The following is a 22587-nucleotide window of genomic DNA, read 5'->3' on the forward strand; positions in this document are numbered from 1 at the left end:
ACCCTGCTGGTCCTGGTCTGCGTCGGCGTCCTCGCCTTTGCCTGGCTGGCCGTGAAGAAGCTCTACCAGGGCCAGCGCTGAACCGAGTCCGAGCCCGAGTCTAGGAACCACCACTCATGATCGAGATTCCGTCCGACCTGCACAGGGACCTCGTCCCGCTCGCCTTCCTGCTCGGCAGCTGGGCCGGCGCGGGTGTCCACGACTTCCCGGGCTCGGAGAAGTGCAACTTCGGCCAGGAGGTCACCTTCAGCCACGACGGACGGGAATTCCTGGAGTACCGATCCCACACCTGGGTGCTGGACCACGACGGGAACAAGGTCCGCCCGCTGGAGTCGGAGTCCGGCTTCTGGCGCATCGACGCCCAGCGCAAGGTCGAGGTCACGATGGTCCGCGACGACGGCGTGATCGAGATCTGGTACGGCGAGATGGCCGACCAGAAGCCCCAGATCGACCTGGTCACCGACGCCGTCGCCCGGACCGCCGCCTCCGCCCCGTACAGCGGTGGCAAGCGTCTCTACGGCTACGTCAAGAGCGACCTGATGTGGGTCGGCGAGAAGCAGACCCCCGAGGTCGAGCTGCGCCCCTACATGTCGGCGCACCTGAAGAAGGTCGTCACCCCGGAGGACGTCGAGCGCTGGGCCAAGGCCCTCCCCGACGACATGCCGGACGACGGCATCGCGTTCTTCAAGTAGTTCTGGAATTCGGAAGTAGTTCTAGACTTTCGGTGTGGTGAGCACCGACTGGAAGAGCGACCTCAGGCAGCGCGGCTACCGGCTGACGCCGCAGCGGCAACTCGTGCTCGAAGCCGTGGACACCCTTGAGCACGCGACCCCCGACGACATCCTCGGTGAGGTGAGGAAGACCGCGTCGGGGGTCAACATCTCGACGGTCTACCGGACCCTGGAGCTCCTGGAGGAGCTGGGGCTGGTCAGCCATGCCCATCTCGGGCACGGTGCGCCGACGTACCACCTCGCCGACCGGCACCACCACATCCACCTGGTCTGCCGCGACTGCGAGAACGTGATCGAGGCGGACGTGGCGGTGGCCGCGGAGTTCACCGCCAAGCTGCGGCGCGACTTCGGCTTCGAGACGGACATGAAACACTTCGCGATCTTCGGGCGTTGCAAGGACTGCACGCTGAAGAGAGCCAAGGCGGCATCCGCCGCGTCCACGTCCGTCCAGAGTTCAATTACCGAGTCGTAGGCTTACGCATATGAAGAGCCCCCTGCTGTCCCTGCCCGGCGCCGTCCCCGGCGAAGGCGTGGACGAAGGCGTCGCCGCGCACTACGGCGACCTGTTCCGCGAGCAGCGCGCCCTCGCCGACGGCGCCGGTTTCGTCGACCTCTCCCACCGGGGGGTCGTGGCCGTCACCGGCGAGGACCGCCTCGCCTGGCTGCACCTGCTCCTCACCCAGCACGTCAGCGAGCTGCCGGCCGGCGAGGCCACCGAGGCGCTGATCCTCTCCGCGCACGGCCACATCGAGCACGCGCTGTACCTGGTCGACGACGGTACGACCGTCTGGGCCCACGTGGAGCCGGGCACCCAGGAGGCGCTGATCGCCTACCTGGAGTCGATGAAGTTCTTCTACCGGGTGGAGGTCGCCGACCGCACCGCCGACCTCGCGGTCGTCCACCTGCCCGCCGGCTCCATCGCCGAGGCCCCGGAGAACGCCGTCGTCCGCGAGACGGCGTACGGCCGTGATCTCTTCCTGCCCCGGGCCGACCTGGAGGCGTACGCCGGGACGGCGGGCCCGGCCGCCGGGCTGCTCGCCTACGAGGCGCTGCGCGTCGAGCACCACCGGCCCCGGCTCGGCTTCGAGACCGACCACCGGACCATCCCGCACGAGCTGGGCTGGATCGGCAGCGCGGTCCACCTCCAGAAGGGCTGCTACCGCGGCCAGGAGACCGTGGCCCGGGTGCAGAACCTCGGCAAGCCGCCGCGCCGCCTGGTCTTCCTCCACCTGGACGGCAGCGAGGTGCACCTGCCGCCGCACGGCACCGAGATCCGAGTGGCCGACGACGGCGAGGACGGCCGGAAGATCGGCGTCGTGACGACGTCGGTGCGCCACTTCGAACTGGGCCCGGTGGCCCTGGCGCTGGTCAAGCGCAACGTCCCGGCGGACGCCCGCCTGGTCGCGGGCGAGACGGCCGCCGCCCAGGAAGTGATCGTGGAGCCGTAGCCGCGCCGCGGCATCACATGCCGCGGCGTCACATCTCCAGCAGGACGGTGAACGGGCCGTCGTTCGTCAGCGACACCCGCATCCGGGCCCCGAACCGCCCGGTCGCCACGGTCGCCCCCAGCGACCGCAGCTGTGCGACCACCTCGTCCACCAGCGGCTCCGCCACCTCGCCGGGCGCCGCCGCGTTCCAGGTCGGCCGGCGCCCCTTGCGGGCGTCGCCGTACAGCGTGAACTGACTGATCACGAGCAGCGGCGCGTCGACGTCGCTGCACGACCGCTCGTCCGCCAGCATGCGGATCGACCAGAGCTTCCGGGCGAGTTGGGCCGCCTTCTCCTTGGTGTCCTCATGGGTCACCCCGACGAGCACGCACAGGCCCTCGCCCTCGATCGCGCCCACCGTCTCGCCGTCCACGACGACGCTCGCGCCGTCCACCCGCTGTACCACCGCTCGCATGCGCACCATCATGCCCGGTGCCCGCATGCTCCTCACAGGGGCCCATTTTTGAACCTTAACGTCCCAACTAGGGCCGTTCGGGGGCACTCGGTCACATTGCGGCCACTTGGGGTGGCACCATGCTTGCACACGCCGGTCGAGGGGACGGTTGAGACGTATGAGCACACCGAGTACCGAGCGACTGAAGACGCAGGGCACGCAGAGCGTGCAGAGCCTGCCCCGGCCGCCCGCACAGCGGGGCGAGGACATCCCGCTGCCCGCGGAGCCGCCGGAGCACGACCTGGCCCGCCTGAGCCTGCCCGAACTGCGCGTCCTGCGCCGGGACGCGCAGCGCGACGAGGCCGACCTCAGCTACGTGAGACGGCTGCTCCAGGGCCGTATCGACATCCTGCGCGCGGAGCTGGCCCGCCGCTCCCCGGCGGGCGCCGCCGCCGTCGTGGACCGGCTCCCGGAGATCCTCACGGACGCCCCGGCCCGCCACCGCTCCTCGGCCCGCCACGTGACGCTGGGCACCCCGCACAACGAGGAGTACAGCAGGCTGGCGGCGGACATGCTGGCCGAGGTCGAACTCTCCGACCTGGCGGCCCGCACGGACACCGAGCTGAACACGGCGATGGGCCGCCTGGTCCGCTACGAGCAGGAGGTGTCACGGCGCAGGCAGCGCCTGCAGCGGACGGCCGACGACTCCAGCGGCGAGATCACCCGCAGGTACCGGGAGGGCGAGGCCCAGGTCGACGATCTGCTGACGTAGGGCTGGAGTCCCCGGGGGCGCGGGGCTGTATCCGGCATGCGGCTCCGCCGTGTGGACGCTTCAGGCCCCCACCCACCCGCACCCGAAATTCAATCGGCACCGCCCCCGCCCAGCACCTACCGTGCTGTCATGACTGACGCCGTCGAAGTCCGCCCCATCACCGAACCCGAGTTCCAGGACTGGCAGCGGGCCCTGTCCACCGGCTTCCTCAACCCGCCCACCCTCCCGGCAGAGCAACTCGACGCCCGTCGCAGGCAGTTCGTGCCGAACAGGCTCCTGGGCGCCTTCGACGGCCGCCGCTGCGTCGCGACGTTCCGCTCCTTCGACCAGGAGCTGACCGCGGTGGGCGGCGCGGTCCTGCCCGCCGACGCCGTCTCCAGCGTCACGGTCACCCCCACGCACCGCCGCCGCGGTCTGCTCACCCGCATGATGAGCCAGGACCTGGCCGCGGCGAAGGAACGCGGCGACGTGGTCGCGACCCTGATCGCCGCCGAGTACCGGATCTACGGCCGCTACGGCTTCGGCCCGGCGACCACGCTGACGGAGTGGACGGTCGAGGTCCCGCGGGCCGGCCTCGACCCGCGCTGGGCGCGCCCCGAGGACGGCGGCCGGATCGACCTCGTCGACGGTGAGGACATCCGCAAGCTCGGTCCCGACGTGCACGAACGGGTCCGCCGCAGCACCCCCGGCGCGGTCAGCCGCAGCGAGCTGTGGTGGCAGTTGCGCACCGGCGCGGTCCGCTTCGAGGCCGACTGGAAGGAGCCCTACTTCGCGGTGTACCGCTCGGCCGCCGGCGAGGTGGAGGGCATCGCGGCGTACACGGCGGACGACAACTGGCAGGGCAAGCAGCCGTACGACACCGCAGACGTGCACTGGCTGCTCGGCACGACCCCGGCGGCGGAGCGGGCGCTGTGGCACTACCTGTGCTCGATCGACTGGATCACCCGGGTGAAGAGCGGCTGGCGGTCGCCGGACGACCTGCTGCCGCACTACCTGCCCGACCCGCGGGCCGCGCGGATCACCAACCAGGCGGACTGGCTGTGGGTGCGGATCCTGGACGTCGTACGGGCCCTGGAGGCGCGGACGTACGACAGGGCGGGGACGCTGGTCCTGGAGGTGGCGGACCGGCAGGGGCTGGCCGGCGGCCGGTTCCGGCTGGACGCCTCCCCCGACGGGGCGTCCTGCACCCCGACCACCGACACCCCGGACCTCGCCCTCGACGTCGCCGAACTGGCGAGCGTCTGGCTCGGCGACCAGTCCGTGGCGCGGTTGCACGCCCTCGGACGGGTCCAGGAAGAGCGAGTGGGCGCCGCCCGGGAGGCCGACGCCCTGTTGCGCGCGTCCGGGCGGCCTTGGTGCCCGGACATCTTCTGAGGCGCTCCTTCCTCCCGGGGGCGGTGCCTGAATCACCTGTGTTCGGCTGTGCCTGTGCTGTTGTGGCCCTGCTGTTGTGGCTGTGTTGTGCGGTGCTGCTCATCCGTAGCGAGCTGTGAAGTTGTGGCTGTGCGGGTCTGCCTGTGTTCGGTTGTCGGTGTTCAGTTGTGACTGTGCCGGTCGTGCTGGCCGCGCGCCCCGACGGCCGGCCCAGGTGGACCGGGCTCCCGGCTCCCCTCCGGAAGGGAACCCGGACGGCCAACCGCCGAGGAAGTAAGACCATGTTGCTCGAGTTGGTGACCAACTCAATAGGACTTATCTCCACTTGGATGCGACTCATAACCACCTTCCCGTGAACTGCCGGAAGATGGCGGGAAGTTGTACTGTTTGTCCGTGGAGCCGGAACACGCCTCCGTCAATGGGCGGAAGAGGCCACCGCGGCCTCAGGCGTCACATCACGAGGTGGCCGACGAGCTGCGCACCCGGATCAGGTCCGGGGTGCTGCGGCCGGGCCAGCGCATGCCCACGCAGGCCAAACTGGCCGACGAGTTCGGTGTCGAGCGCGGGGCGGTGCGGCAGGCGCTGCGCATCCTGCAGTCGGAGCACCTGCTCACCAATGTGTCGAAGGGCGCTCCGGCGACGGTGGCCCCGGGTCCGGGCCCGGTACGGTTCGCCGCGGGCCCGGGGGCGCCGCCGCAGCCGACCATGGTGGCCCTCACCCCGCGCATAGAGGCGGCCTTCGCGGCCTCGCACGTGAGGATCGACGCGCTCTGCCTGACCTCGGTCTCGCTCAACCTGGCGCTCGGCGGGCCGCTGCGGCTCATCCACGCGGGGCGGCTGGAACCGGCCAAGATCGACGTCCGGGTGCTGCTGCCGAGCCGGGACATCGACCTCGCCTTCCCGACGGCGGTGGCGGCCGACGCCTCGGCCGGGGACGCGGTGCACGACCGCTGGCTGGCCCAGCGCAACGCACAGGGCCAGGTGCTGCGCCACAACCTGCTGGCGCTGCGTGCCACGCACGGCATCGACGTGCACGTCACCTTCCGGGCCCTGCCCTTCACCCCGCCGGTCAAGTTGTACCTGCTCAACGGGGCGGAGGCGCTGTTCGCGTACTACACGCTGGCGCGTCACGAGCGGGAGATCGACCACGAGCACCTGCAGACGTACGACGCCGAGGGCACGCGGTCGGTGCTCTTCGCCTTCGAACGGGGCACGGGGCTGCGGGACACCGCGTTCGTGGACCAGTCGACACGGTGGTTCGACGCCCTGTGGGAGACGATCAGTTCGGAGCTGCACCTGACGGCGTAGGGCCGTCCGTGGTTCCTACAGGGCGGGGCCGGCGAGCACCAGGGCGAGCAGGACGGCACCGGCGGAGCTGAACGCCGGGCTCTTGGCCTTGATGCCGACGGTGAGCAACAGCAGGCCGATAATGCCAGTGGCACCGTACGTCGACTGGACGATCTGCTCGAAGCCGATGACGAAGACGGCGGAGAGGAGAGCGAGGGCGGCAGGCATGGTGGGTCCCCCCATCAGTCGGGAAGCAAGGCTTCCGCCAACTCAACCAAGTTGGTTACCAACTCTGATTAAGTTGTCCCCAGTTGGTGACCAGTTATAAACAACCTTCAAACAACTCCCGATAGATGGATCAAAGTTGTAGCGTTTGGTCGTGACTCAGGAGAACGTGGCAGTGAACGCCGGCAGCACACCTCAGGAGATCGCCGACACCCTGCGGCAGCGCATCCGCTCGGGCGACCTCAAGGCCGGCGACCGCCTGCCCACCCAGGCCGAACTGGCCGAGGCCTTCGGCGTGGAGCGGGGGACCGTGCGCCAGGCCGTGCGGGCACTGCAGGACGACGGTTACCTCGTCGACGTCGGCAAGGGCAGCCCGCCGCGCATCGCCGGGCAGCGGCCCGTCGGGCTGGACGAGCCGCAGCCGACGATGGTCGGCCTCGGCCCCCGCATGACGGAGGCGTTCTCCGCCGCCCACGTCCGTATCGACGCCGCCTGCCTGACCGCCCAGAGCCTGCTGCCGGCCCTCGCCGAGCCCCTGCGTCTGATCCACGAGGGCCGGATCCGCCCCGACCGCATCGACGTCCGCGTCCTGCTCCCCAGCCGCGACATCCCGCTCGCCTTCCCGACGGCCGTCGACGGCGACGACGACACGGTTCACAACCGCTGGCTCGGCATGCGCAACGCCCAGGGCCAGGTCCTCCAGTACAACCTCCAGGGCCTGCGCTCCACCCACAAGATCGACGTGAACGTCACCTTCCGGGCCCTGCCGTTCACCCCGCCGATCAAGCTGTACCTGCTCAACGACGCCGAGGCGCTGTTCGCGTACTACACGGTCACCCGCCGCGAGGAGCAGACGGAGGACGGCCTGCTCGACATGTACGACGCCGTCGGCTCGGAGTCCCTCCTCTTCTCCTTCGAGAAGCGCACCGGCCAACGGGACGCCGCGTTCGTGGAGCAATCGCAGAAGTGGTTCAACGCCCTCTGGGAAACCATCACGACGGACCTGACACTCTCTTAGTGACTTCTGATACGAGGCAGACTCAACCGGCGGCAGCCAAGAGCAGGAACACGACCGAAGAGATCGCGGAACTGGTCAGAAGCGCCAGGGTCGTCCTCTGGGACTTCGACGGACCGATCTGCCGGCTGTTCGCGGGACACTCGGCGGCGGGCGTGGCCGGCGGACTGGTCGACTGGCTGGCGGTCCGGGGCCTGCACGGCCTGGTCACGGACGCGGAGCGGGAGTCCCTCGACCCGCACCTCGTGCTGCGCGCCGTGGACCGCCGGCACCCCGGCAGCGACCTGGTCGCGGAGCTGGAGGAACGTCTCACCAAGGAGGAACTGCGGGCCACGTCGACGGCGATGCCCACGGCGTTCGCGGACATCCTCATCCAGACGTGGCGGGCGCGCGGCGCGCGCATGGCGGTCACCACCAACAACTCCCCCCGGGTGGTCCGCGCCTACCTCGACGACCGCGCCCTCACCTCCTGCTTCGCCCCGCACATCTACGGCCGCACCCAGGACCTGCACCGCCTCAAGCCGGACCCACACTGCCTCAACCGCGCCCTCAGCGCGATGGGCGCCGCCCCCGACGCGGCCCTGATGATCGGCGACTCGCCCACGGACTTCCAGGCGGCCCGCACGGCCGGGGTGCCGTTTCTCGGCTACGCGCGTAACGCACGGAAGGCCAAGCTCCTGACCGAGGCCGGCGCGGAGCACGTGGTCGGCTCCTTGTGGCCGCTGCTGGAGACGCTGCGGCACCAGGGGGTGCCGGGCCCCCACCTGCCCGACCGCCGGTGACGGGGCGCAGGCCGAGCGGATCGATGCGCTCCGAGCGCTTCCGGCGGACCAAAGGTGGGGGCAACCGCGGTGCGCTAGCATGCCCGCATCTTGTGAGCAACCGCTCCGGTTCCTACGTATGAGAAGGCCAAGCACACCGTTCTCAGAACGACCTGACGCAGCGGGGTACCAAACCCACCCGTTGTGGCTACTCGATTGCGCCTCTGGTCGTGCGGGCAGTCAGCCGCGTTTACCGTTTGCCGTACTTTCCAGCCAGCGCTAGCAATTCCGGAGCGGCCAGTGGGCGCATCTTCCGTTCCCTTCCTGTCCTTCGGGGAACGCGCCAAACCCGGTCCAGGTCATGTGGTGTTCCGGCAGATCGTGGGCCATGCCAGGGAACACGGCAAGGCGCACAGCGGGTACCACAACACGAACTACGCCCTGCCGTTGAGCGACCCCGTGGCGCTGCTGCTGCATCGCGAACCCGGCATGTCGGTGACAGTGCGCATCCGGCATCCCGATGCGCTGCCCGTGGTGATCAGGACCTGGCAGAACGAGGCGGACATCCTCAGAGCCGTCAGGACGGTGCTGCCTAATGTGCCGGAATGTCTCTACGAGGGAAACGGATACGCCATCCACAGCTATGTGGAAGGTGTGCCGCTGTCCAGCGTCCGCGGCAATGGCCGATCCCTCGACGCACTGCTCATCGAGGAGATCGCCGAGCTCCTCGCGCAGATGACCCAGGTGCGCCGGGCCACGCTGCCGGGCCTGCCGGCCTCCTGGCCCAGCAACGGCCAGGACAGCCAAGGCTTTCTGCAGACGCTGGCGCACTCCGCGGACCAGCAGATCCGGCGGACCAACCTGCAGAAGTTCGGCGGGCTGTTCGCGGCCCTGGGCATCCCGGAGGACGCACTCACCCGGTTCGCGGAGCGGGTGCCGGGGATGGCCCGGCGGCCGTACAGCCTGCTCCACGCGGACCTGCACCGGGACAACCTGATCGTCACCTATGGCGGCCGGCCGTCGCTCGTCTGTGTCGACTGGGAACTCGCCACCTACGGCGATCCACTCCATGACCTGGCCGTTCATCTGGTGCGCATGCAGTACCCCCGCCGGCAGTGGTCCGAGGTGGTCGAGGCCTGGGCCAAGGCCATGCGGGCGATTCGGCCCGGTGCGGTCCACGGAGTGGGCAAGGACCTGGCGCACTACGTCGCGTTCGAGCGGGCGCAGTCCGTCTATCCGGACGTCATACGGGCCGCCACGTCGCTGGAGGAATCGTTCGATCAGAAGGGCCTGGACGCGGCCACGTCGGCGGTACGCCGTGCTCTGGAGGCGGCCCAGGACCCCCTGCGGCTGCGGCAGCTGCCCGGCCGGGCCGAGATCGAGCGCGTGCTGTTCCGGTGGCGGATCTCCCGGGGGGAAGCACGGCAGGGGCTTTTCTCCGGTTTCCTCAGCGTTCAGTGGAAGCCGGACAGGCGCGTTCCCGAGCGTCCGGACTTTCCTTGTGCGGCTGTGCAGAGCGCGCTGCTGGCGGAGGGCGCCGCCCCGGCCGGCCGGGTGTTCAAAGGAACCGGTCACCTGAATTCCGTGGTGAAGGTTCCTGGAATCGAATTCCCCGTCGTGGTGCGGCGCCAGGTGCACAAGGTGGTCCGGCGTGAACGCAGCTTTCTCAGTGAGCACGCCGTGCTCACGGCCATCGAGAATTCGCGTGTTCCGGTGGCGACACCGAGGGTTCTGGCACTGGGCGAGAGCTATCCCGGGAGATACCGGAAGGACCGCTTCGCCATCCACACCTACGAGGGGCCACTCGACATCGACAGGCCGCCCAACCATCCGGTGCACGGCCTGCTGCCGCATGAGGCGGACCGGCTCGTCGACCAGCTCAGCGCGCTGAAGGGGGTCGACTACGCCAGGCTCGATCCGGCCGCGGACGAAGCGGGCTACGGTTTCTACCGTTACCTGACCGACCAACTCGTGCTGCTGGTGGCGCACCTGCCCCAGGACTCTCAGCAACTCGCCAGGCAACTCGGTCTGCCCGACGCCGAACGACTGCGGCAGATACTGGCCCGGCACCAGGTGACCGAGCGCAGCCCGATCCTCCTGCACGGTGACCTGAACCCCTGGAACCTGGTGCGCCGGGACGACGCCATGGCGCTGACCATCATCGACTGGGAGATGGCCGTCGTCGGCGACCCGCTGTACGACCTGGTCCGGCACATGCATCTCACCCCGACCCGGCCGGAGATCCGGGACCGGATGTTCCGCCGCTGGGAACGCCTGCTGCCGGACGCCTACACACGGGCCTGGCAGCAGGACTGGCGGGTCTACCGGTGGATCGAGATCGTCCGTTCCGCCTACGTGGACCTGGACCGGCTGGTCACCGGGGCGAGTCTGGACGCCCCCAACGTCCGACGGGCCGTGGATTCGTACGCCATGACGTTGGCGGCGGCCAAGGCCTCCCTGGGCCTGCCGGTCCGGGAGACGGCGAATCCCCACCTCGCCCGTGCTCTGGCCTAGGGGGACCTTGGCCGGACCGAATACGCGTCTGCCCGGAGGCCCGCGGTATCGGCCGGGCGGCGTGGCGCGGAGCGGGCAGGCATGTCCGGACGGGGCTGAGGTTCGACACGGGCCGTGGAACCTCGCGAAGCTGCCGCACTGGCGACGGCTCCCGTCCACAGCTTCCGTCCGCCCGACCCGCGCTGCGTAGGCTCGGGCGCATGGGTGACATGGGCCTGCGTGAGCGCAAGAGGCGGCGGATGTACGAGGACGTGTCGGACACCGCCGTGCGGCTGTTCCTGGCGAGGGGGTTCGACGCGGTGTCGGTCGCCGAGGTGGCCGCCGCGGCCGGGATCTCCAAGCCGACGCTGTTCCGGTACTTCCCGGCCAAGGAGGACCTGGTCCTGCACCGGATCGCCGACCACGAGACGGAGGCGGCGCGGCTGGTCACGGGGGCCGGGTCGCCGGTCGGCGTACTGCGCGCGCACTTCCTCGCCGGACTCGAACGGAACGATCCGATCACCGGGCTCAACGACCACCCGCAGGTGCTCGCCTTCCACACCCTGCTCCACAGCACCCCGACCCTGGTCGCCCGGCAGTACGCCTACCTGGAGCGGTCGGAGGCCGCGCTCGCCGAGGCCCTCGGCGGGACCCTGGAGGCCAGGCTGGCGGCCGGCCAGATCATCGCCGTACAGCGGATCCTCGCGCAGGACAACTGGCGGCGGATCGCGGCGGGGGAGCGGGTCGAGAACGTGCGGGCGGACGCGGTGCGGGCGGCGGAGCGGGCGTTCGGGCGGCTGGAGCGCGCCCTGGCGGACGACGACCGGGCCACGACTGAGGACCGGTAAAAAATTTAACCGGGTCACAATTTCTCGTTTACGCTGTTCCCCATGCAGCAGGAACTCGACCGCGAACGCGCCTACCACGACACCTGTCGAGCCGCCCTCGCCCGCATGGTCGAAGACGCCGTCGAGCACGTCGTCACCGGTGAGGACGTCTCCGCGTCCGGTGCCGACGCCGAAGTGCTCGGGTACCGGCTGCGCAGCCGGGCCAAGGAGATGCGCGAGCTGCCGGAGGGCCCGCTGTTCTTCGGCAAGCTGGACTTCGAGGCGGGGGAGCACGCCGGGCAGAGCTACCGCATCGGCCGGCTGCGGATCAGCGAGGAGCCGACCGCCCCACCGCTCGTCGTCGACTGGCGCGCCCCCGTCTCCCGCGCCTTCTACCAGGCCGGCCCCGACGACCCGCAGGGCGTGGCGGTACGCCGGCGGTTCGGCTGGGCGCCCGGCAGCCGCGGCGACTCCGCCGACCTCACGGGCCTGGAGGACGAGGACCTGAGCGGGCGCGAGCCCGGGAGCGGACGCGGTGGGAGGGTTGGGGCCGGCGGGAGCGCGATCCTCACCCGCGAGATCGAACGGCCCCGCGTGGGCCCCATGCGCGACATCGCCGCCACCATCCAGCCCGACCAGGACGACCTGGTCCGCGCCGGTCTCGGCGACTCCGTCTGCGTCCAGGGTGCCCCGGGCACAGGCAAGACCGCCGTCGGCCTGCACCGCGCCGCCTACCTCCTCTACACCCACCCACAGCGCATCCGCCGCTCCGGTCTCCTGATCCTCGGCCCCAACCGCACCTTCCTCTCCTACATCTCCGAGGTCCTCCCGGCCCTCGGCGAGACCGGCGTCAGGCAGCGGACCCTGCCGGAGGAGATCGGCCGTCAGCCGGTCACCGGCACCGACCCCGACCGCACCGCCGCGCTCAAGCACGACCCGCGGATGGCCGAGGTCCTGCGCCGCGCCCTCTACGCCCACGTGCGCACCGACGCCGTCACCCCGCTCTCGCTCTCCGACGGCACGTACACCTGGCGGGTCTCCGCGGCCGCGCTGACGAGGATCGTCGAGGGGGTACGGGAGGAGGAGCCGCCGTACGCCGTCGGGCGGGAGCGCGTCCGGGGCCGGGCGATGCGGGCCGTACAGCTCCAGGCCGAACGCCGGGCGGGCCCGCAGCCCGGCGCCTGGACGCGGCGGCTCGAACGCTCCCGCGCGATGAGCGCCTACCTCGACACCGTCTGGCCGAAGGTGCGCCCGGAGGAGGTGCTGGCGGGACTCCTCACGGACGGCGGGGCACTGGCGACGGCCGCCGAGGGGCTCCTCACCTCCGGCGAACAGCGGGACCTGCTCTGGACCCGGCCGCCGCGTTCGTACAAGTCCGCCCGCTGGTCGGCCGCCGACCTGGTCCTCCTCGACGAACTGGCGGGGCTCGTCGAGCACCCCGAGGGCTACGGCCACATCGTCGTCGACGAGGCCCAGGACCTGTCCCCCATGGAGTGCAGGGCGATCGCCCGACGGGCGGTCTTCGGCTCCCTCACCGTCCTCGGCGACCTGGCCCAGGCCACCGCGCCCTGGTCGGCACGGAGCTGGGACTCGGTCCTGGGCCACCTGGGCAAGCCGGAGGCGGCCGTGGTCCCGCTCACCACCGGCTTCCGGGTCCCGGCGGCGGTCGTCGCCCTGACCAACCGGCTGCTGGGGCGCCTCGGCACGGACGTACCCCCGGCCGAGTCCTACCGCGGTGACGGCGAGGTGACGATCCGCCCGACCGGGGACGTGCCCGCGACGACGGTCATCGCGGTGCGTGAGGCCCTGTCCCACGCGGGGTCGGTGGGAGTCGTGGCGGCGGACGCGCAGGTGACCGCCGTACGCGAGGCGCTGACCGCGGCCGGCCTCGAACCGGCGGGCCCGGACGAACTGGGCGCACGGGTGGCCGTGGTCCCGGCGAGCGTCGTCAAGGGCCTGGAGTACGACCACGTGGTGGCCGTGGAACCGGCGGCGGTGGCGGAGGGGGAAGAACGCGGCCTGCACCGGCTGTACGTGGTGCTGACCAGGGCGGTGTCCCGGCTGGACGTGGTGCACACGAGGCCGCTGCCCTTCTGAGGGGCGGCGGCGCCGCGCCCCCGCGGGGCTGCGTCACCGTGCGGCTCCGCCGCGTGGGCGCGATCAGCCACCACCCGCGCGCAGGCGCGCTGACGCCTCTTCCGCCGCTCTCTTGCGATCCTGTCCCCGATGCTTCTCTTCCTCGACATCGACGGCACCCTCATCCCCTTCGGCGCCCCCGCCGACCGCCCCTACCCGGTCTATGGGACCTCCCCCACCCCGTGGGCCCCGCTCCTCACCCGCATCGACCCCGCGCTCGGCCCCCGCCTGGGCGCCCTCCGCTGCGACCTCGTGTGGGCCACCACCTGGATGGACGACGCCAACGCCTGTGTCGCCCCCTGGCTGGGCCTGCCCCCGCTGCCCGTCGTGGAGTGGCCGGACGAGGACGAGCCGTCGGCCCTGCTGCACTGGAAGACCCGGCCGCTGGTGGCGTGGGCGGGCGAACGGCCGTTCATCTGGCTCGACGACGAGCTCACCGAGGCCGACCGTGCCTGGGTCGCCGCCCACCATCACCGGCCCGCCCTCCTCCACCGTGTGAACCACGAGTTCGGCCTGACGGACCGGGACTTCACGGTGCTGGAGGAGTGGCTGGCCGCGCAGCGCTGACGCTCACCCCCGGCGCGGCCCCGGCGCGGGCTCCGGTGCCGTCCCCGGTGCCGCGTCCTCAGGCGGGGCGCTCGGCCATGACGACCAGACCGGGGCCGCTGAACTCGCCTGCCGGGAGCCGGAGTTCGGCGACGATGCGCAGTCCGGCCCGCTCGATCAGGGCGACGAACTCCTCCGGCCGCCATTTGTGCGTCGTCCAGCGGACGGGCACACCTCCGTAGGCCTCCGTGCGCACCACGTCCTCGTCGCCGACGTGCGTTCCGGTGATGAGGTGCCCGCCCGGCTTCAGCGCCCGCGCGAACAGGGCGAAAACCTGCGGAAGGACGGCGCGCGGGAGGTTGAACAGCGACCACCACCCCAGTACGCCACCGAGGGACGCCTCTTCGAGGCTGAGGTCGGTGGCGGAGGCGACGCTGAAGCGGCAGTGCGGATACAGGCGGCGGGCGTTCTCGATCATGCCGGGCGACAGGTCGACCCCGGACACGTCGACGCCGCGTTCGGCCAGGTAGGCGGTCACCGTCCCCGGCCCGCAGCCGACGTCGAGGACGGGCCCGAGTCCGTTCACTTTGTCGGCGAAGGCGTCGATCGACGCCTTGAGCCAGGGGTCGCGACGGATGTCGCCCATTCCCGTCGTCGCCACCATCTCGGCGTAGTTGTCGGCGACCCGGTCGTAGGACTCCCGGACCACGTCGAGATCGGCCGGCCGGTCGATTTGGTCTGCACGCATCGGCCCACCATAGGGCGGCGGGTCCGCCGGGACAGGGGGTTCAGCGAACCGGCGGGCGCCAGGCGGCTCATCCATCCGGGTATGGTCCGGCACACTTTTGCAAGCAGGTGCTTGCAATTGTTAGCGAAGGTGGGGCAGGGTGGAGTCATGGCATCGCTGAACGTCGGCAATCTCGGTGAGTATCTGCGTGAACAGCGGCGCAACGCGCAGCTGTCACTCAGGCAGCTCGCCGACGCCGCCGGGGTGTCCAATCCGTACCTGAGTCAGATCGAGCGCGGGCTGCGCAAGCCGAGCGCGGAGGTCCTCCAGCAGGTTGCCAAGGCCCTGCGGATCTCCGCCGAGACGCTGTACGTCCGCGCCGGAATCCTCGACGCCGAGCGGGATCTGAACGAGGTGGAGACCCGTGCGGTCATCCTCGCCGACCCCACCCTCGACGAGCGGCAGAAGCAGGTGCTGCTGCAGATCTACGAGTCGTTCAGGAAAGAGAACGGGTTCGTGTCGGGCGAGGAGCGCGCGAGCGACAAGGGCACCCTGGCAGTCGCCGAGGACGACGAAGCCGACAGCGACGTCGGCAGCGACACCGACGGCAGCGACACCGAAGACAGAGAGACCGGTCCGCGGCGGACGGCCGGATGAGCCGGCCAAGCGCGCCGGCCGCCGCGCCGCGGACCACACAACCCTCAGCCGAACTTTAATACGGGAGGACCATCACCATGGCCATCACCGACGACCTGCGCAAGACCTTCAGCGACCCGACTCCGCTCTACTTCGCCGCCGGCACCGCCGACCTGGCCCTCCAGCAGGCCAAGAAGGTCCCCGCCCTGGTCGAGCAGCTGCGCGCCGAGGCCCCGGCCCGCATCGAGGCGGTCCGCAACGCCGACCCGAAGGCCGTCCAGGAGAAGGCCACCGCCCGTGCCAAGGAGGCCGGCGTCAAGGCCAAGGAGGCGCAGGCCAGCCTCCAGACCAAGGTCAACGACTTCATCGTGTCCCTCGACGGCGACCTCAAGAAGCTCGGCGAGTCCGCCCAGGACTTCGCGCTGCGCCAGGTCGGCGTGGCCGCCGAGTACGCGGTCAAGGCCCGTGAGACCTACGAGAAGGTCGCCGAGCACGGCGAGCAGGCCGTGAAGACCTGGCGCGGTGAGGCCGCCGACGAGATCGAGGACCTGGCCATCGCCGTCGAGGGCAAGCCCGAGCCGGCCCCGGTCAAGGAGAACGAGAAGAGGGCGGACGAGCCGAAGGCCGCCGAGGCCAAGACGGCCACGGCGAAGAAGGCCCCGGCCGCCAAGAAGACCCCGGCCCCCCGCAAGGCCACCCCGGTCAGGAAGACCACCCCGCCGGCCAAGTAACCGGCGCACGCGTCAGCGGAACGTACGGACCGGGCACCTTGAGGGTGCCCGGTCCGTTCTACGGGTACGGTGGCCGCGTAGGGATCGGGAGAGAGCGGGTGGTGACGGCATGCTGATGCTGGGATTCGCAGGGTTCCTGGGGCTGCTGAAGATCGTCCTGATGGCCCTGGCGGCGTTCGGACTGGTGGACGCCGTGTTCCGGCGCGAGGACGCCTTCCGCGCGGCCGACAAGCAGAACAAGATGTTCTGGCTGGTCATCCTGGCCATCGCCCTGGTCGTCAGCTACCTCTTCTCGATCCTCTCCATCCTCCCGATCGCGGGCCTGGTGGCGAGCATCGTCTACCTCGTCGACGTCCGTCCCGCGGTCAAGCAGGTCTCCGGCGGTGGCGGCGGCTGGCGAGGCCGCCGCGGCGGCAGCAGCAGCGACGGCCCGTACGGCCCGTACAACGGCGGCCGCTGAACCTTCTCGAGGGACGCCCACCGGGGCGCCCCGTCAGGGTCGCTGGGGGTACCCCCAGCGACCAGCCACGAACCACCCGCACCCGGCCGACGGCAGAACACCCTACGGCGGGCAGCCGCCCTCAGACGCCCCTGTCCAGAAGGACGACGGCCACGTCATCCGTCAGCTCGCCCCCGTTGAGCTGCCGCACCTCGTTGACGGCCGCCCGCAGCAACGCCTCCCCGGTCAGGCCGGCGGCCAGCTGACGGCGGACCATCTCGACCATCCCCTCCTGCCCCAGCCGCTCCCCGCCCGAGCCCACCCGGCCCTCGATCAGGCCGTCGGTGTAGAGCATCAGGCTCCACTCGGCGCCGAGATCCACCTGCATCCGGGGCCACCGCGCCCCCTTCAGCAGCCCCAGCGCCGGGCCGTTGTCCTCGTACGGCAGCAGCTCGGCCGGCCGGCCCGGCCGGGCGACCAGCGGTGCCGGATGCCCGGCCAGGCACAGCCCGGCCCGGCGCCCGTCCGGCGCTATGTCGACGGTGCAGAGCGTCGCGAAGATCTCCTCGTCGGAGCGCTCGTGCTCCAGCACCTCCTGCAGGGTGCCCAGCAGCTCGTCGCCGCTCAGCCCCGCCAGGGTCAGCGCCCGCCAGGCGATCCGCAGCTCCACGCCGAGCGCGGCCTCGTCCGGGCCGTGCCCGCACACGTCACCGATCATCGCGTGCACGGTCCCGTCGGGCGTGCGCACGGTGTCGTAGAAGTCGCCGCCGAGCAGCGCGCGGGAGCGGCCGGGCCGGTACCGGGCCGCGAAGCGCAGTGCGGAGCCGTCCAGCAGCGGGGTCGGCAGCAGGCCCCGCTCCAGGCGGCGGTTCTCCTGGGCGCGCAGCCGCCCCTCCGCGAGCTTGCGCTCGGTCGTGAGGGAGCGCTTGCGCTCGACGGCGTACCGGATGGCGCGGCTCAGCAGCCGTCCGTCCAGTTCGTCACGGAAGAGGTAGTCCTGCGCTCCGACGCGCACGGCCTCGGTGCCGCGCTCGGCGTCACCGGAGGCGGTGAGGGCCAGCACGGCGTGCCGGGGCGCGAGCTCCAGGACGTGCTTGAGCACGGCGAGCTCGCCCTCGGTCTCCTTGCCGCCCGGCGCCGGCAGCGCCAGGTCCAGCAGGATGCAGTGGACGTCGTCGGTCAGCAGCCGCTCGGCCTCGGTGAGGTTGCGCGCGGTGCGGACGCGGATCGAGGTGCCGGACGCGTCCCGCAACTCGGGCAGGACCGGCGAACCGGCCGGATCGTCCTCGATCAGCAGCAGGGTGAGAGTGGTGCCGCCGGCGTTCGGGGCGGCGGCTTCCGTGCGGTTGGCCTCTTCCTTGAGGGGGCCGCCGCCCTGTGCGGGCGCGGCGGCCGGCGCCTGACCACTCTCCACGGCCGGGATCGCTCTCTGCCGCGGTACGGGTACGGGCATCGTGTCGGGTTCCTTCCCTCCCCCCGAGGGCATGGTGGGGCGAGGGACCTCGACCCACCAGACGGGGACCATAGCGGTACTGGCCGCCGCAACGGAATGGTGTGAGGCGCGTCGCCCTGTCTCAGGCCAGCGTCATATGCCGCGTGCCGTACCGCAGTTGGACAAGAGGGCCGCCGGGCAGGGATGACGAAGGTCACGTGCCGCCCCAGTTTGAGCGGGTGTTGCGGTGCGGCACGTCACATGACGCAGCTCACGAAAGGGACATCGCACCTAAAGTGCCCGGCGATGCTCAGGCGTCCGGTCGTACCACCCCGAGGATGGGCATCGATCCCGCGCCGCCGATCGACACCGTCCGCCCCGGGCGCGGCGCCTGGATGATCGCGCCGTCCCCGATGTACATCGCGACATGACTGGCGTCGTCGTAGTAGATGATCAGGTCGCCCGGGCGCATGTCCTTGGCGTCGATGTGCTTCAGCTGTGCCCACTGCTCCTCGGAGGTGCGCGGGATCGGCTTCCCGGCGCTCGCCCAGGCCTGCGAGGTCAGCCCGGAGCAGTCGTACGAGTTCGGGCCCTCGGCGCCCCACACGTAGGGCTTGCCGAGCTGGGCGGTGGCGAACGCGACCGCCTTGCGGCCCGCCGGGGACGCCTTGCTGTGGATCTCGTCGAGTATCCCGGTGTCCAGCCAGGCCGTCTGCGCCTTGTAGGCGGACTCCCGCTCCAGCTCGGCGAGACGCTCCTTCTGCTTCTTCTCCAGCGACGACTCGAGCTTCTCGGCGGCGGCGATCCGCTGCGTGATCTTCTTCTTGGCGGCGGCCTTCGCCTTGCGGCCCGCCTCCAGTCTGTTCCACTGGTCGGCCGCGTCCGCCGCGTACTGCTTCAAGTCCTGCTGGGTCTGCGACAGTTCCCTGATCATGGCCTTGGTCGCGCGCTGGCCCTGGCGCACCCGGTCGGCCCCGTCCAGGAACTCGGTGGGGTTGTCGCTCAGCACCAGCTGGGCGGAGTCCGGCAGGCCGCCGGTGCGGTACTGGGCGGCGGCCGCCCGGCCCGCCCGCTCCTTCAGCTCGTCGAGCTTCTGCTGCCCCGCGACGATCTTCTTGGCCAGGCCGACGATCTCGGCGGACTGCTTCCGGGCCGCCTCCTCGGCGGCGTTGTAGGCGTCGGTGGCGACGGCCGCGTCGTGGTAGAGCTGGTCGAGCTTCGCCTGGACTGCCTGGAGGTCCTTGTCCGGCGGGACGGTCACGGAGGCGGACGTGGAGCCGCCGGCGGCGGCCGAGGCGCCGGGGGAGGGCGTAGGTCCGGGCGCCGCGAGCGCCGTGCCGGGAGCCGCGAGCACCGTCACCGCGCAGACCACGGTCACCGCCGTCGCCAGGATCCCGCGCCCGCCCGGCCGGACGGTGTGCTTGTCCGGTCCCATGGCCCGACCCCCTCCAGGAAAACTGATTAACCGTCAGTAACTTATGGCACGTGGGGGATCGTGCCACGGCGTGCCGTAAAGCGACAGAGGTAACGGCGGGTGGGTTCCTCCCCGGTTTCCCCCCGAGCATGACGATCTCCCCGCCTTTGTGACGAACGACTCATCGAGATCGTTCCCGCCCCGCCCGTCAGGCCCTCGGTGCCAACGCTCCCCAGGTCAGCGTCACTTCGCCCTGTCGCCAGCGCGCCGCCGAGTCCGTCACCGGCCAGTCGGCCGTCAGGTCCCGCACCGCCCGGATCCACCGCTGCCGGGCGCCGTACGACGCGTAGGGCGCGGCCGCCGCCCAGGCGCGGTCGAAGTCCCGCAGGAACGCGTGGACCGGCTCGCCCGGCACGTTGCGGTGGATGAGCGCCTTCGGCAGCCGTTCGGCGAGGTCGGACGGGCGTTCCAGGGAGCCGAGCCGGGTCGCGAAGGTCACCGTGCGCGGCCCCTCCGCCCCGAGCGCGACCCACACGTGCCGCCGCCCGATCTCGTCGCAGGTCCCCTCGACCAGCAGCCCGTCGGGCGCCAGCCGCCCGCACAGCCGCCGCCACACCTCGGCGACCTCGTCCTCGTCGTACTGCCGCAGCACGTTGGCCGCGCGGATGAGCAACGGCCGTGCGGGGACCGGGATCTCGAACCCGCCGTGCCGGAAGACGAGCCCCTCGCGTTCGTACGGCCGGGCCGCGGCGACCCGCGCGGGCTCGATCTCGACCCCGACGACACGCGCGCGTGGCGCGACGGTGCGCAGCCGCCCGAGCAGCTCGACGGCGGTCCAGGGCGCGGCACCGTAACCGAGGTCGACGGCGACGGGATCGACCGCGCGACGCAGTACCGCGCCGTGCGTGGCGGCGATCCACCGGTCCATGCGGCGCAGCCGGTTGGGGTTGGTGGTCCCGCGCGTCACGTTCCCCACGGGGCGGGAAGCGGCGCGGGCTGTCATGCCTACGAGGGTAAACAGTGCGGCGCCCCCAGCCGACGCGCCCCGTAAGGGGTGCTGGGGTCCCCCAGGCCGAAGACTGGGGGAGGAACCGCACGACCAGCCCCCGCCCACCCGCACCCGACCCCACAACCGCACCACCCCTACGCATCCCACCCTCGAACGGTTGAGCGACTGCAGGTAATGTGTCGGCAAAATCAACCGTCCACGGAATGGGAATCCTCACCTCCGCGTTGCACTCCCCTGGAGGGCACCCGGTGCCTCCCCCAGGCATGCCCGCACCGAGAGAGGACCGCCACGTGAGCCAGTACGTCAGCAGGCTCGGGCGCCGCTCCCCGTCGGCTGCCTCCCGGCTCCGCCGGGCCCGCCGACCGCGCCGCGTCGCCATGCTCTCCGTGCACACCTCACCGCTGCACCAGCCCGGCACCGGAGACGCCGGCGGCATGAACGTCTACATCGTCGAGCTCGCGCAGCGCCTCGCCGCGATCGACATCGACGTCGAGATCTTCACCCGGGCCACCTCCGGCGGCCTGCCGCCCACGGTCGAACTCGCCCCCGGTGTCCTCGTCCGGCACATCGACGCCGGCCCCTACGAGGGCCTCGCCAAGGAGGACCTCCCGGCCCAGCTGTGCGCCTTCACGCACGGCGTGATGCAGGCCTGGGCGGGTCACCGCCCCGGCCACTACGACCTCGTGCACTCGCACTACTGGCTCTCGGGCCACGTCGGCTGGCTCGCCGCCCAGCGCTGGGGCGTCCCCCTGGTGCACGCGATGCACACCATGGCCAAGGTGAAGAACGCCAACCTGGCCGACGGCGACACCCCCGAGCCCGCCGCCCGGGTCATCGGCGAGACCCAGATCGTGACGGCGGCCGACCGCCTCATCGCGAACACCGCCGAGGAGGCCGGTGAACTGGTGCGGCACTACAGCGCCGACCCCGCCAAGGTCGCCGTCGTCCACCCCGGCGTGAACCTCGACCGGTTCTGCCCGGCGGACGGACGCAGGGCGGCCCGCGCCCGCCTGGACCTCCCGCAGGACGCCCTGGTCCCGCTCTTCGCGGGCCGCATCCAGCCTCTCAAGGCCCCCGACGTGCTGCTCCGCGCCGTGGCCGTGCTCCTCGACGAGCGCCCCGAACTCCGCTCCCGGATCGTCGTGCCGATCGTCGGCGGCCCCAGTGGCAGCGGTCTCGCCAAGCCGGAGGGCCTGCAGAAGCTGGCCGCGCGGCTCGGCATCGCGGACGTCGTCCGGTTCCGCCCGCCGGTGGACCAGGAGCAGCTCGCCGACTGGTTCCGGGCGGCCTCCGTCCTGGTCATGCCGTCCTACAGCGAGTCCTTCGGCCTGGTGGCGATAGAGGCCCAGGCGGCCGGCACCCCCGTCCTCGCCGCCTCGGTCGGCGGCCTGCCGGTGGCCGTGCGGGACGGCGAGACCGGCTTCCTGGTGCGCGGTCACGACCCCGCGGACTACGCGCGCGTGCTGTGCCGGTTCGCCGACGACGCCACTCTGGCGGACCGTTTCGGCGATGCCGCCGCGGAGCACGCCCAGTCCTTCGGCTGGGACACGGCGGCCGCCGCCACCGCCGACGTCTACCTGGCCGCGACCCAGTCCCACCGCCGTCGCGTACGCTCGGCCCATGGGTGATGCTTCACAGGAACGGCAGGCCGCGCAGGTCATCGAGGGTGTCCTGAAGGACGCCGAACTGGACTGGGAGAGCCCCGAGTCCGGCACCTACGTCGTGCAACTCCCGGGCACCCGCAAGCTGAAGACGACCGTCTCCCTCATCGCCGGCCGCCACTCGCTCTCCCTGAACGCCTTCGTCATCCGGCACCCGGACGAGAACGAACCCGCCGTCCACCGCTGGCTCCTGGAGCGCAACCTCAAGCTGTACGGCGTGAGTTACGCCGTCGACCGCCTCGGCGACGTCTACGTCACCGCCCGGCTCCCGCTCTCCTCCGTCACCGCCGCCGACCTCGACCGGCTCCTCGGCCAGGTCCTTGAGGCCGCGGACGGCGCCTTCAACACCCTCCTGGAGCTGGGCTTCGCCTCCGCGATCCGCAAGGAGTACGCGTGGCGGGTGTCCCGCGGCGAGTCCACCCGGAACCTCGACGCGTTCACACATCTGATCGAACGCCCTGCTGACTGACTTCAGGTCCGTACCTCATTG

23 protein-coding genes are annotated in these 22587 nt (G+C 71.3%); 17 read left to right on the plus strand and 6 right to left on the minus strand.

What is annotated here, in order from left to right:
* The first annotated feature begins 116 nt into the window (after positions 1-116).
* The 3 genes from AB0472_RS12190 to AB0472_RS12200 are packed head-to-tail and all read left to right on the plus strand — an operon-like array spanning position 117 to position 2179.
* Positions 117-692, plus strand: coding sequence for an FABP family protein (locus AB0472_RS12190; RefSeq protein WP_366355757.1), 576 nt, complete (start codon positions 117-119; stop codon positions 690-692).
* A 34-nt stretch (positions 693-726) separates the two neighbouring features.
* A complete protein-coding gene (locus AB0472_RS12195; protein WP_366355759.1) occupies positions 727-1203 on the plus strand; it encodes a transcriptional repressor in 477 nt (158 codons plus the stop codon).
* Positions 1204-1213: 10 nt separating this feature from the next.
* Positions 1214-2179, plus strand: a complete 966-nt coding sequence (locus AB0472_RS12200) for a folate-binding protein (RefSeq protein WP_366355761.1) — start codon at positions 1214-1216, stop codon at positions 2177-2179.
* 28 nt (positions 2180-2207) lie between these two features.
* On the opposite strand, the gene dtd is transcribed toward AB0472_RS12200, so the two are convergent.
* Entirely contained in the window at positions 2208-2633 is a 426-nt protein-coding gene (gene dtd, locus AB0472_RS12205; protein ID WP_366355762.1) for a D-aminoacyl-tRNA deacylase, read from the minus strand.
* Between the two features lie 157 nt (positions 2634-2790).
* On the opposite strand from dtd, the gene AB0472_RS12210 reads away from it, so the two are divergent.
* The 3 genes from AB0472_RS12210 (at position 2791) to AB0472_RS12220 (ending at position 6066) form a co-directional block, all read left to right on the plus strand.
* Positions 2791-3384 (plus strand): aerial mycelium formation protein, encoded by a 594-nt coding sequence (locus AB0472_RS12210; protein WP_366355764.1) that lies wholly within the window; start codon positions 2791-2793, stop codon positions 3382-3384.
* A 129-nt stretch (positions 3385-3513) separates the two neighbouring features.
* Positions 3514-4758 carry a GNAT family N-acetyltransferase gene (locus tag AB0472_RS12215; RefSeq protein WP_366355765.1) on the plus strand — a complete coding sequence of 415 codons (1245 nt, stop codon included), beginning with the start codon at positions 3514-3516 and terminating at the stop codon, positions 4756-4758.
* 387 nt (positions 4759-5145) lie between these two features.
* Positions 5146-6066, plus strand: a complete 921-nt coding sequence (locus AB0472_RS12220) for a winged helix-turn-helix domain-containing protein (RefSeq protein WP_366355767.1) — start codon at positions 5146-5148, stop codon at positions 6064-6066.
* Positions 6067-6081: 15 nt separating this feature from the next.
* Here the strand turns inward: AB0472_RS12220 and AB0472_RS12225 are convergent, their stop codons facing one another.
* Entirely contained in the window at positions 6082-6273 is a 192-nt protein-coding gene (locus tag AB0472_RS12225; RefSeq protein WP_366355769.1) for a hypothetical protein, read from the minus strand.
* A 145-nt stretch (positions 6274-6418) separates the two neighbouring features.
* Here AB0472_RS12225 and AB0472_RS12230 point away from each other — a divergent pair, with 145 nt between their 5' ends.
* The 6 genes from AB0472_RS12230 (at position 6419) to AB0472_RS12255 (ending at position 14069) form a co-directional block, all read left to right on the plus strand.
* On the plus strand, positions 6419-7288 hold the full coding sequence (locus AB0472_RS12230; protein ID WP_366355771.1) for a GntR family transcriptional regulator: 870 nt from the start codon (positions 6419-6421) through the stop codon (positions 7286-7288).
* On the plus strand, positions 7288-8067 hold the full coding sequence (locus tag AB0472_RS12235; RefSeq protein WP_366355773.1) for an HAD family hydrolase: 780 nt from the start codon (positions 7288-7290) through the stop codon (positions 8065-8067). The genes AB0472_RS12230 and AB0472_RS12235 overlap by 1 nt, the downstream gene beginning before the upstream one ends.
* A 279-nt stretch (positions 8068-8346) precedes the next feature.
* Positions 8347-10560, plus strand: coding sequence for an aminoglycoside phosphotransferase family protein (locus AB0472_RS12240; RefSeq protein ID WP_366355774.1), 2214 nt, complete (start codon positions 8347-8349; stop codon positions 10558-10560).
* Positions 10561-10760: 200 nt separating this feature from the next.
* On the plus strand, positions 10761-11387 hold the full coding sequence (locus tag AB0472_RS12245; RefSeq protein WP_366355775.1) for a helix-turn-helix domain-containing protein: 627 nt from the start codon (positions 10761-10763) through the stop codon (positions 11385-11387).
* Between the two features lie 42 nt (positions 11388-11429).
* On the plus strand, positions 11430-13463 hold the full coding sequence (locus tag AB0472_RS12250) for an AAA family ATPase (RefSeq protein ID WP_366355776.1): 2034 nt from the start codon (positions 11430-11432) through the stop codon (positions 13461-13463).
* 129 nt (positions 13464-13592) lie between these two features.
* Positions 13593-14069 (plus strand): HAD domain-containing protein, encoded by a 477-nt coding sequence (locus tag AB0472_RS12255; RefSeq protein WP_366355778.1) that lies wholly within the window; start codon positions 13593-13595, stop codon positions 14067-14069.
* A 58-nt stretch (positions 14070-14127) separates the two neighbouring features.
* On the opposite strand, the gene AB0472_RS12260 is transcribed toward AB0472_RS12255, so the two are convergent.
* A complete protein-coding gene (locus AB0472_RS12260) occupies positions 14128-14796 on the minus strand; it encodes a class I SAM-dependent methyltransferase (RefSeq protein ID WP_366355780.1) in 669 nt (222 codons plus the stop codon).
* A gap of 147 nt (positions 14797-14943) precedes the next feature.
* Between AB0472_RS12260 and AB0472_RS12265 the strand changes: the two genes are divergently transcribed.
* The 3 genes from AB0472_RS12265 to AB0472_RS12275 all read left to right on the plus strand — a co-directional run bounded on the left by AB0472_RS12265 (position 14944) and on the right by AB0472_RS12275 (position 16602).
* Positions 14944-15432 (plus strand): helix-turn-helix transcriptional regulator, encoded by a 489-nt coding sequence (locus AB0472_RS12265; protein ID WP_366355782.1) that lies wholly within the window; start codon positions 14944-14946, stop codon positions 15430-15432.
* A gap of 77 nt (positions 15433-15509) precedes the next feature.
* Complete coding sequence (locus AB0472_RS12270; RefSeq protein ID WP_366355784.1) at positions 15510-16142, plus strand: hypothetical protein; 633 nt, start codon at positions 15510-15512, stop codon at positions 16140-16142.
* A gap of 109 nt (positions 16143-16251) precedes the next feature.
* A complete protein-coding gene (locus AB0472_RS12275; protein WP_366355785.1) occupies positions 16252-16602 on the plus strand; it encodes a DUF2516 family protein in 351 nt (116 codons plus the stop codon).
* 121 nt (positions 16603-16723) lie between these two features.
* On the opposite strand, the gene AB0472_RS12280 is transcribed toward AB0472_RS12275, so the two are convergent.
* The 3 genes from AB0472_RS12280 to AB0472_RS12290 all read right to left on the minus strand — a co-directional run bounded on the left by AB0472_RS12280 (position 16724) and on the right by AB0472_RS12290 (position 20430).
* Positions 16724-18034, minus strand: coding sequence for a SpoIIE family protein phosphatase (locus AB0472_RS12280; protein ID WP_366355787.1), 1311 nt, complete (start codon positions 18032-18034; stop codon positions 16724-16726).
* A 289-nt stretch (positions 18035-18323) separates the two neighbouring features.
* On the minus strand, positions 18324-19448 hold the full coding sequence (locus AB0472_RS12285; protein ID WP_366355789.1) for an NlpC/P60 family protein: 1125 nt from the start codon (positions 19446-19448) through the stop codon (positions 18324-18326).
* A 187-nt stretch (positions 19449-19635) separates the two neighbouring features.
* Positions 19636-20430 carry a class I SAM-dependent methyltransferase gene (locus AB0472_RS12290; protein ID WP_366355791.1) on the minus strand — a complete coding sequence of 265 codons (795 nt, stop codon included), beginning with the start codon at positions 20428-20430 and terminating at the stop codon, positions 19636-19638.
* Positions 20431-20726: 296 nt separating this feature from the next.
* Here AB0472_RS12290 and mshA point away from each other — a divergent pair, with 296 nt between their 5' ends.
* Together mshA and AB0472_RS12300 are read left to right on the plus strand one after the other, a co-directional pair.
* A complete protein-coding gene (mshA, locus tag AB0472_RS12295; protein ID WP_366355793.1) occupies positions 20727-22064 on the plus strand; it encodes a D-inositol-3-phosphate glycosyltransferase in 1338 nt (445 codons plus the stop codon).
* Positions 22057-22566: a YbjN domain-containing protein gene (locus AB0472_RS12300; protein ID WP_366355795.1), complete on the plus strand. Its 510-nt coding sequence runs from the start codon at positions 22057-22059 to the stop codon at positions 22564-22566. The genes mshA and AB0472_RS12300 overlap by 8 nt, the downstream gene beginning before the upstream one ends.
* Positions 22567-22587 lie beyond the last annotated feature (21 nt).

The organism is Streptomyces sp. NPDC086777, from assembly GCF_040702065.1.
Lineage (GTDB): Bacteria > Actinomycetota > Actinomycetes > Streptomycetales > Streptomycetaceae > Streptomyces.

Excerpts from the sequence above, each read along its gene's own strand:
- AB0472_RS12190 (WP_366355757.1), top strand. The coding sequence starts at position 117 with ATGATCGAGATTCCGTCCGACCTGCACAGGGACCTCGTCCCGCTCGCC.
- AB0472_RS12200 (WP_366355761.1), top strand. The coding sequence starts at position 1,214 with ATGAAGAGCCCCCTGCTGTCCCTGCCCGGCGCCGTCCCCGGCGAAGGC.
- dtd (WP_366355762.1), bottom strand. The coding sequence starts at position 2,633 with ATGCGAGCGGTGGTACAGCGGGTGGACGGCGCGAGCGTCGTCGTGGAC.
- AB0472_RS12210 (WP_366355764.1), top strand. The coding sequence starts at position 2,791 with ATGAGCACACCGAGTACCGAGCGACTGAAGACGCAGGGCACGCAGAGC.
- AB0472_RS12215 (WP_366355765.1), top strand. The coding sequence starts at position 3,514 with ATGACTGACGCCGTCGAAGTCCGCCCCATCACCGAACCCGAGTTCCAG.
- AB0472_RS12225 (WP_366355769.1), bottom strand. The coding sequence starts at position 6,273 with ATGCCTGCCGCCCTCGCTCTCCTCTCCGCCGTCTTCGTCATCGGCTTC.
- AB0472_RS12245 (WP_366355775.1), top strand. The coding sequence starts at position 10,761 with ATGGGTGACATGGGCCTGCGTGAGCGCAAGAGGCGGCGGATGTACGAG.
- AB0472_RS12250 (WP_366355776.1), top strand. The coding sequence starts at position 11,430 with ATGCAGCAGGAACTCGACCGCGAACGCGCCTACCACGACACCTGTCGA.
- AB0472_RS12255 (WP_366355778.1), top strand. The coding sequence starts at position 13,593 with ATGCTTCTCTTCCTCGACATCGACGGCACCCTCATCCCCTTCGGCGCC.
- AB0472_RS12260 (WP_366355780.1), bottom strand. The coding sequence starts at position 14,796 with ATGCGTGCAGACCAAATCGACCGGCCGGCCGATCTCGACGTGGTCCGG.
- AB0472_RS12265 (WP_366355782.1), top strand. The coding sequence starts at position 14,944 with ATGGCATCGCTGAACGTCGGCAATCTCGGTGAGTATCTGCGTGAACAG.
- AB0472_RS12270 (WP_366355784.1), top strand. The coding sequence starts at position 15,510 with ATGGCCATCACCGACGACCTGCGCAAGACCTTCAGCGACCCGACTCCG.
- AB0472_RS12275 (WP_366355785.1), top strand. The coding sequence starts at position 16,252 with ATGCTGATGCTGGGATTCGCAGGGTTCCTGGGGCTGCTGAAGATCGTC.
- AB0472_RS12280 (WP_366355787.1), bottom strand. The coding sequence starts at position 18,034 with ATGCCCGTACCCGTACCGCGGCAGAGAGCGATCCCGGCCGTGGAGAGT.
- AB0472_RS12285 (WP_366355789.1), bottom strand. The coding sequence starts at position 19,448 with ATGGGACCGGACAAGCACACCGTCCGGCCGGGCGGGCGCGGGATCCTG.
- AB0472_RS12290 (WP_366355791.1), bottom strand. The coding sequence starts at position 20,430 with ATGACAGCCCGCGCCGCTTCCCGCCCCGTGGGGAACGTGACGCGCGGG.
- AB0472_RS12300 (WP_366355795.1), top strand. The coding sequence starts at position 22,057 with ATGGGTGATGCTTCACAGGAACGGCAGGCCGCGCAGGTCATCGAGGGT.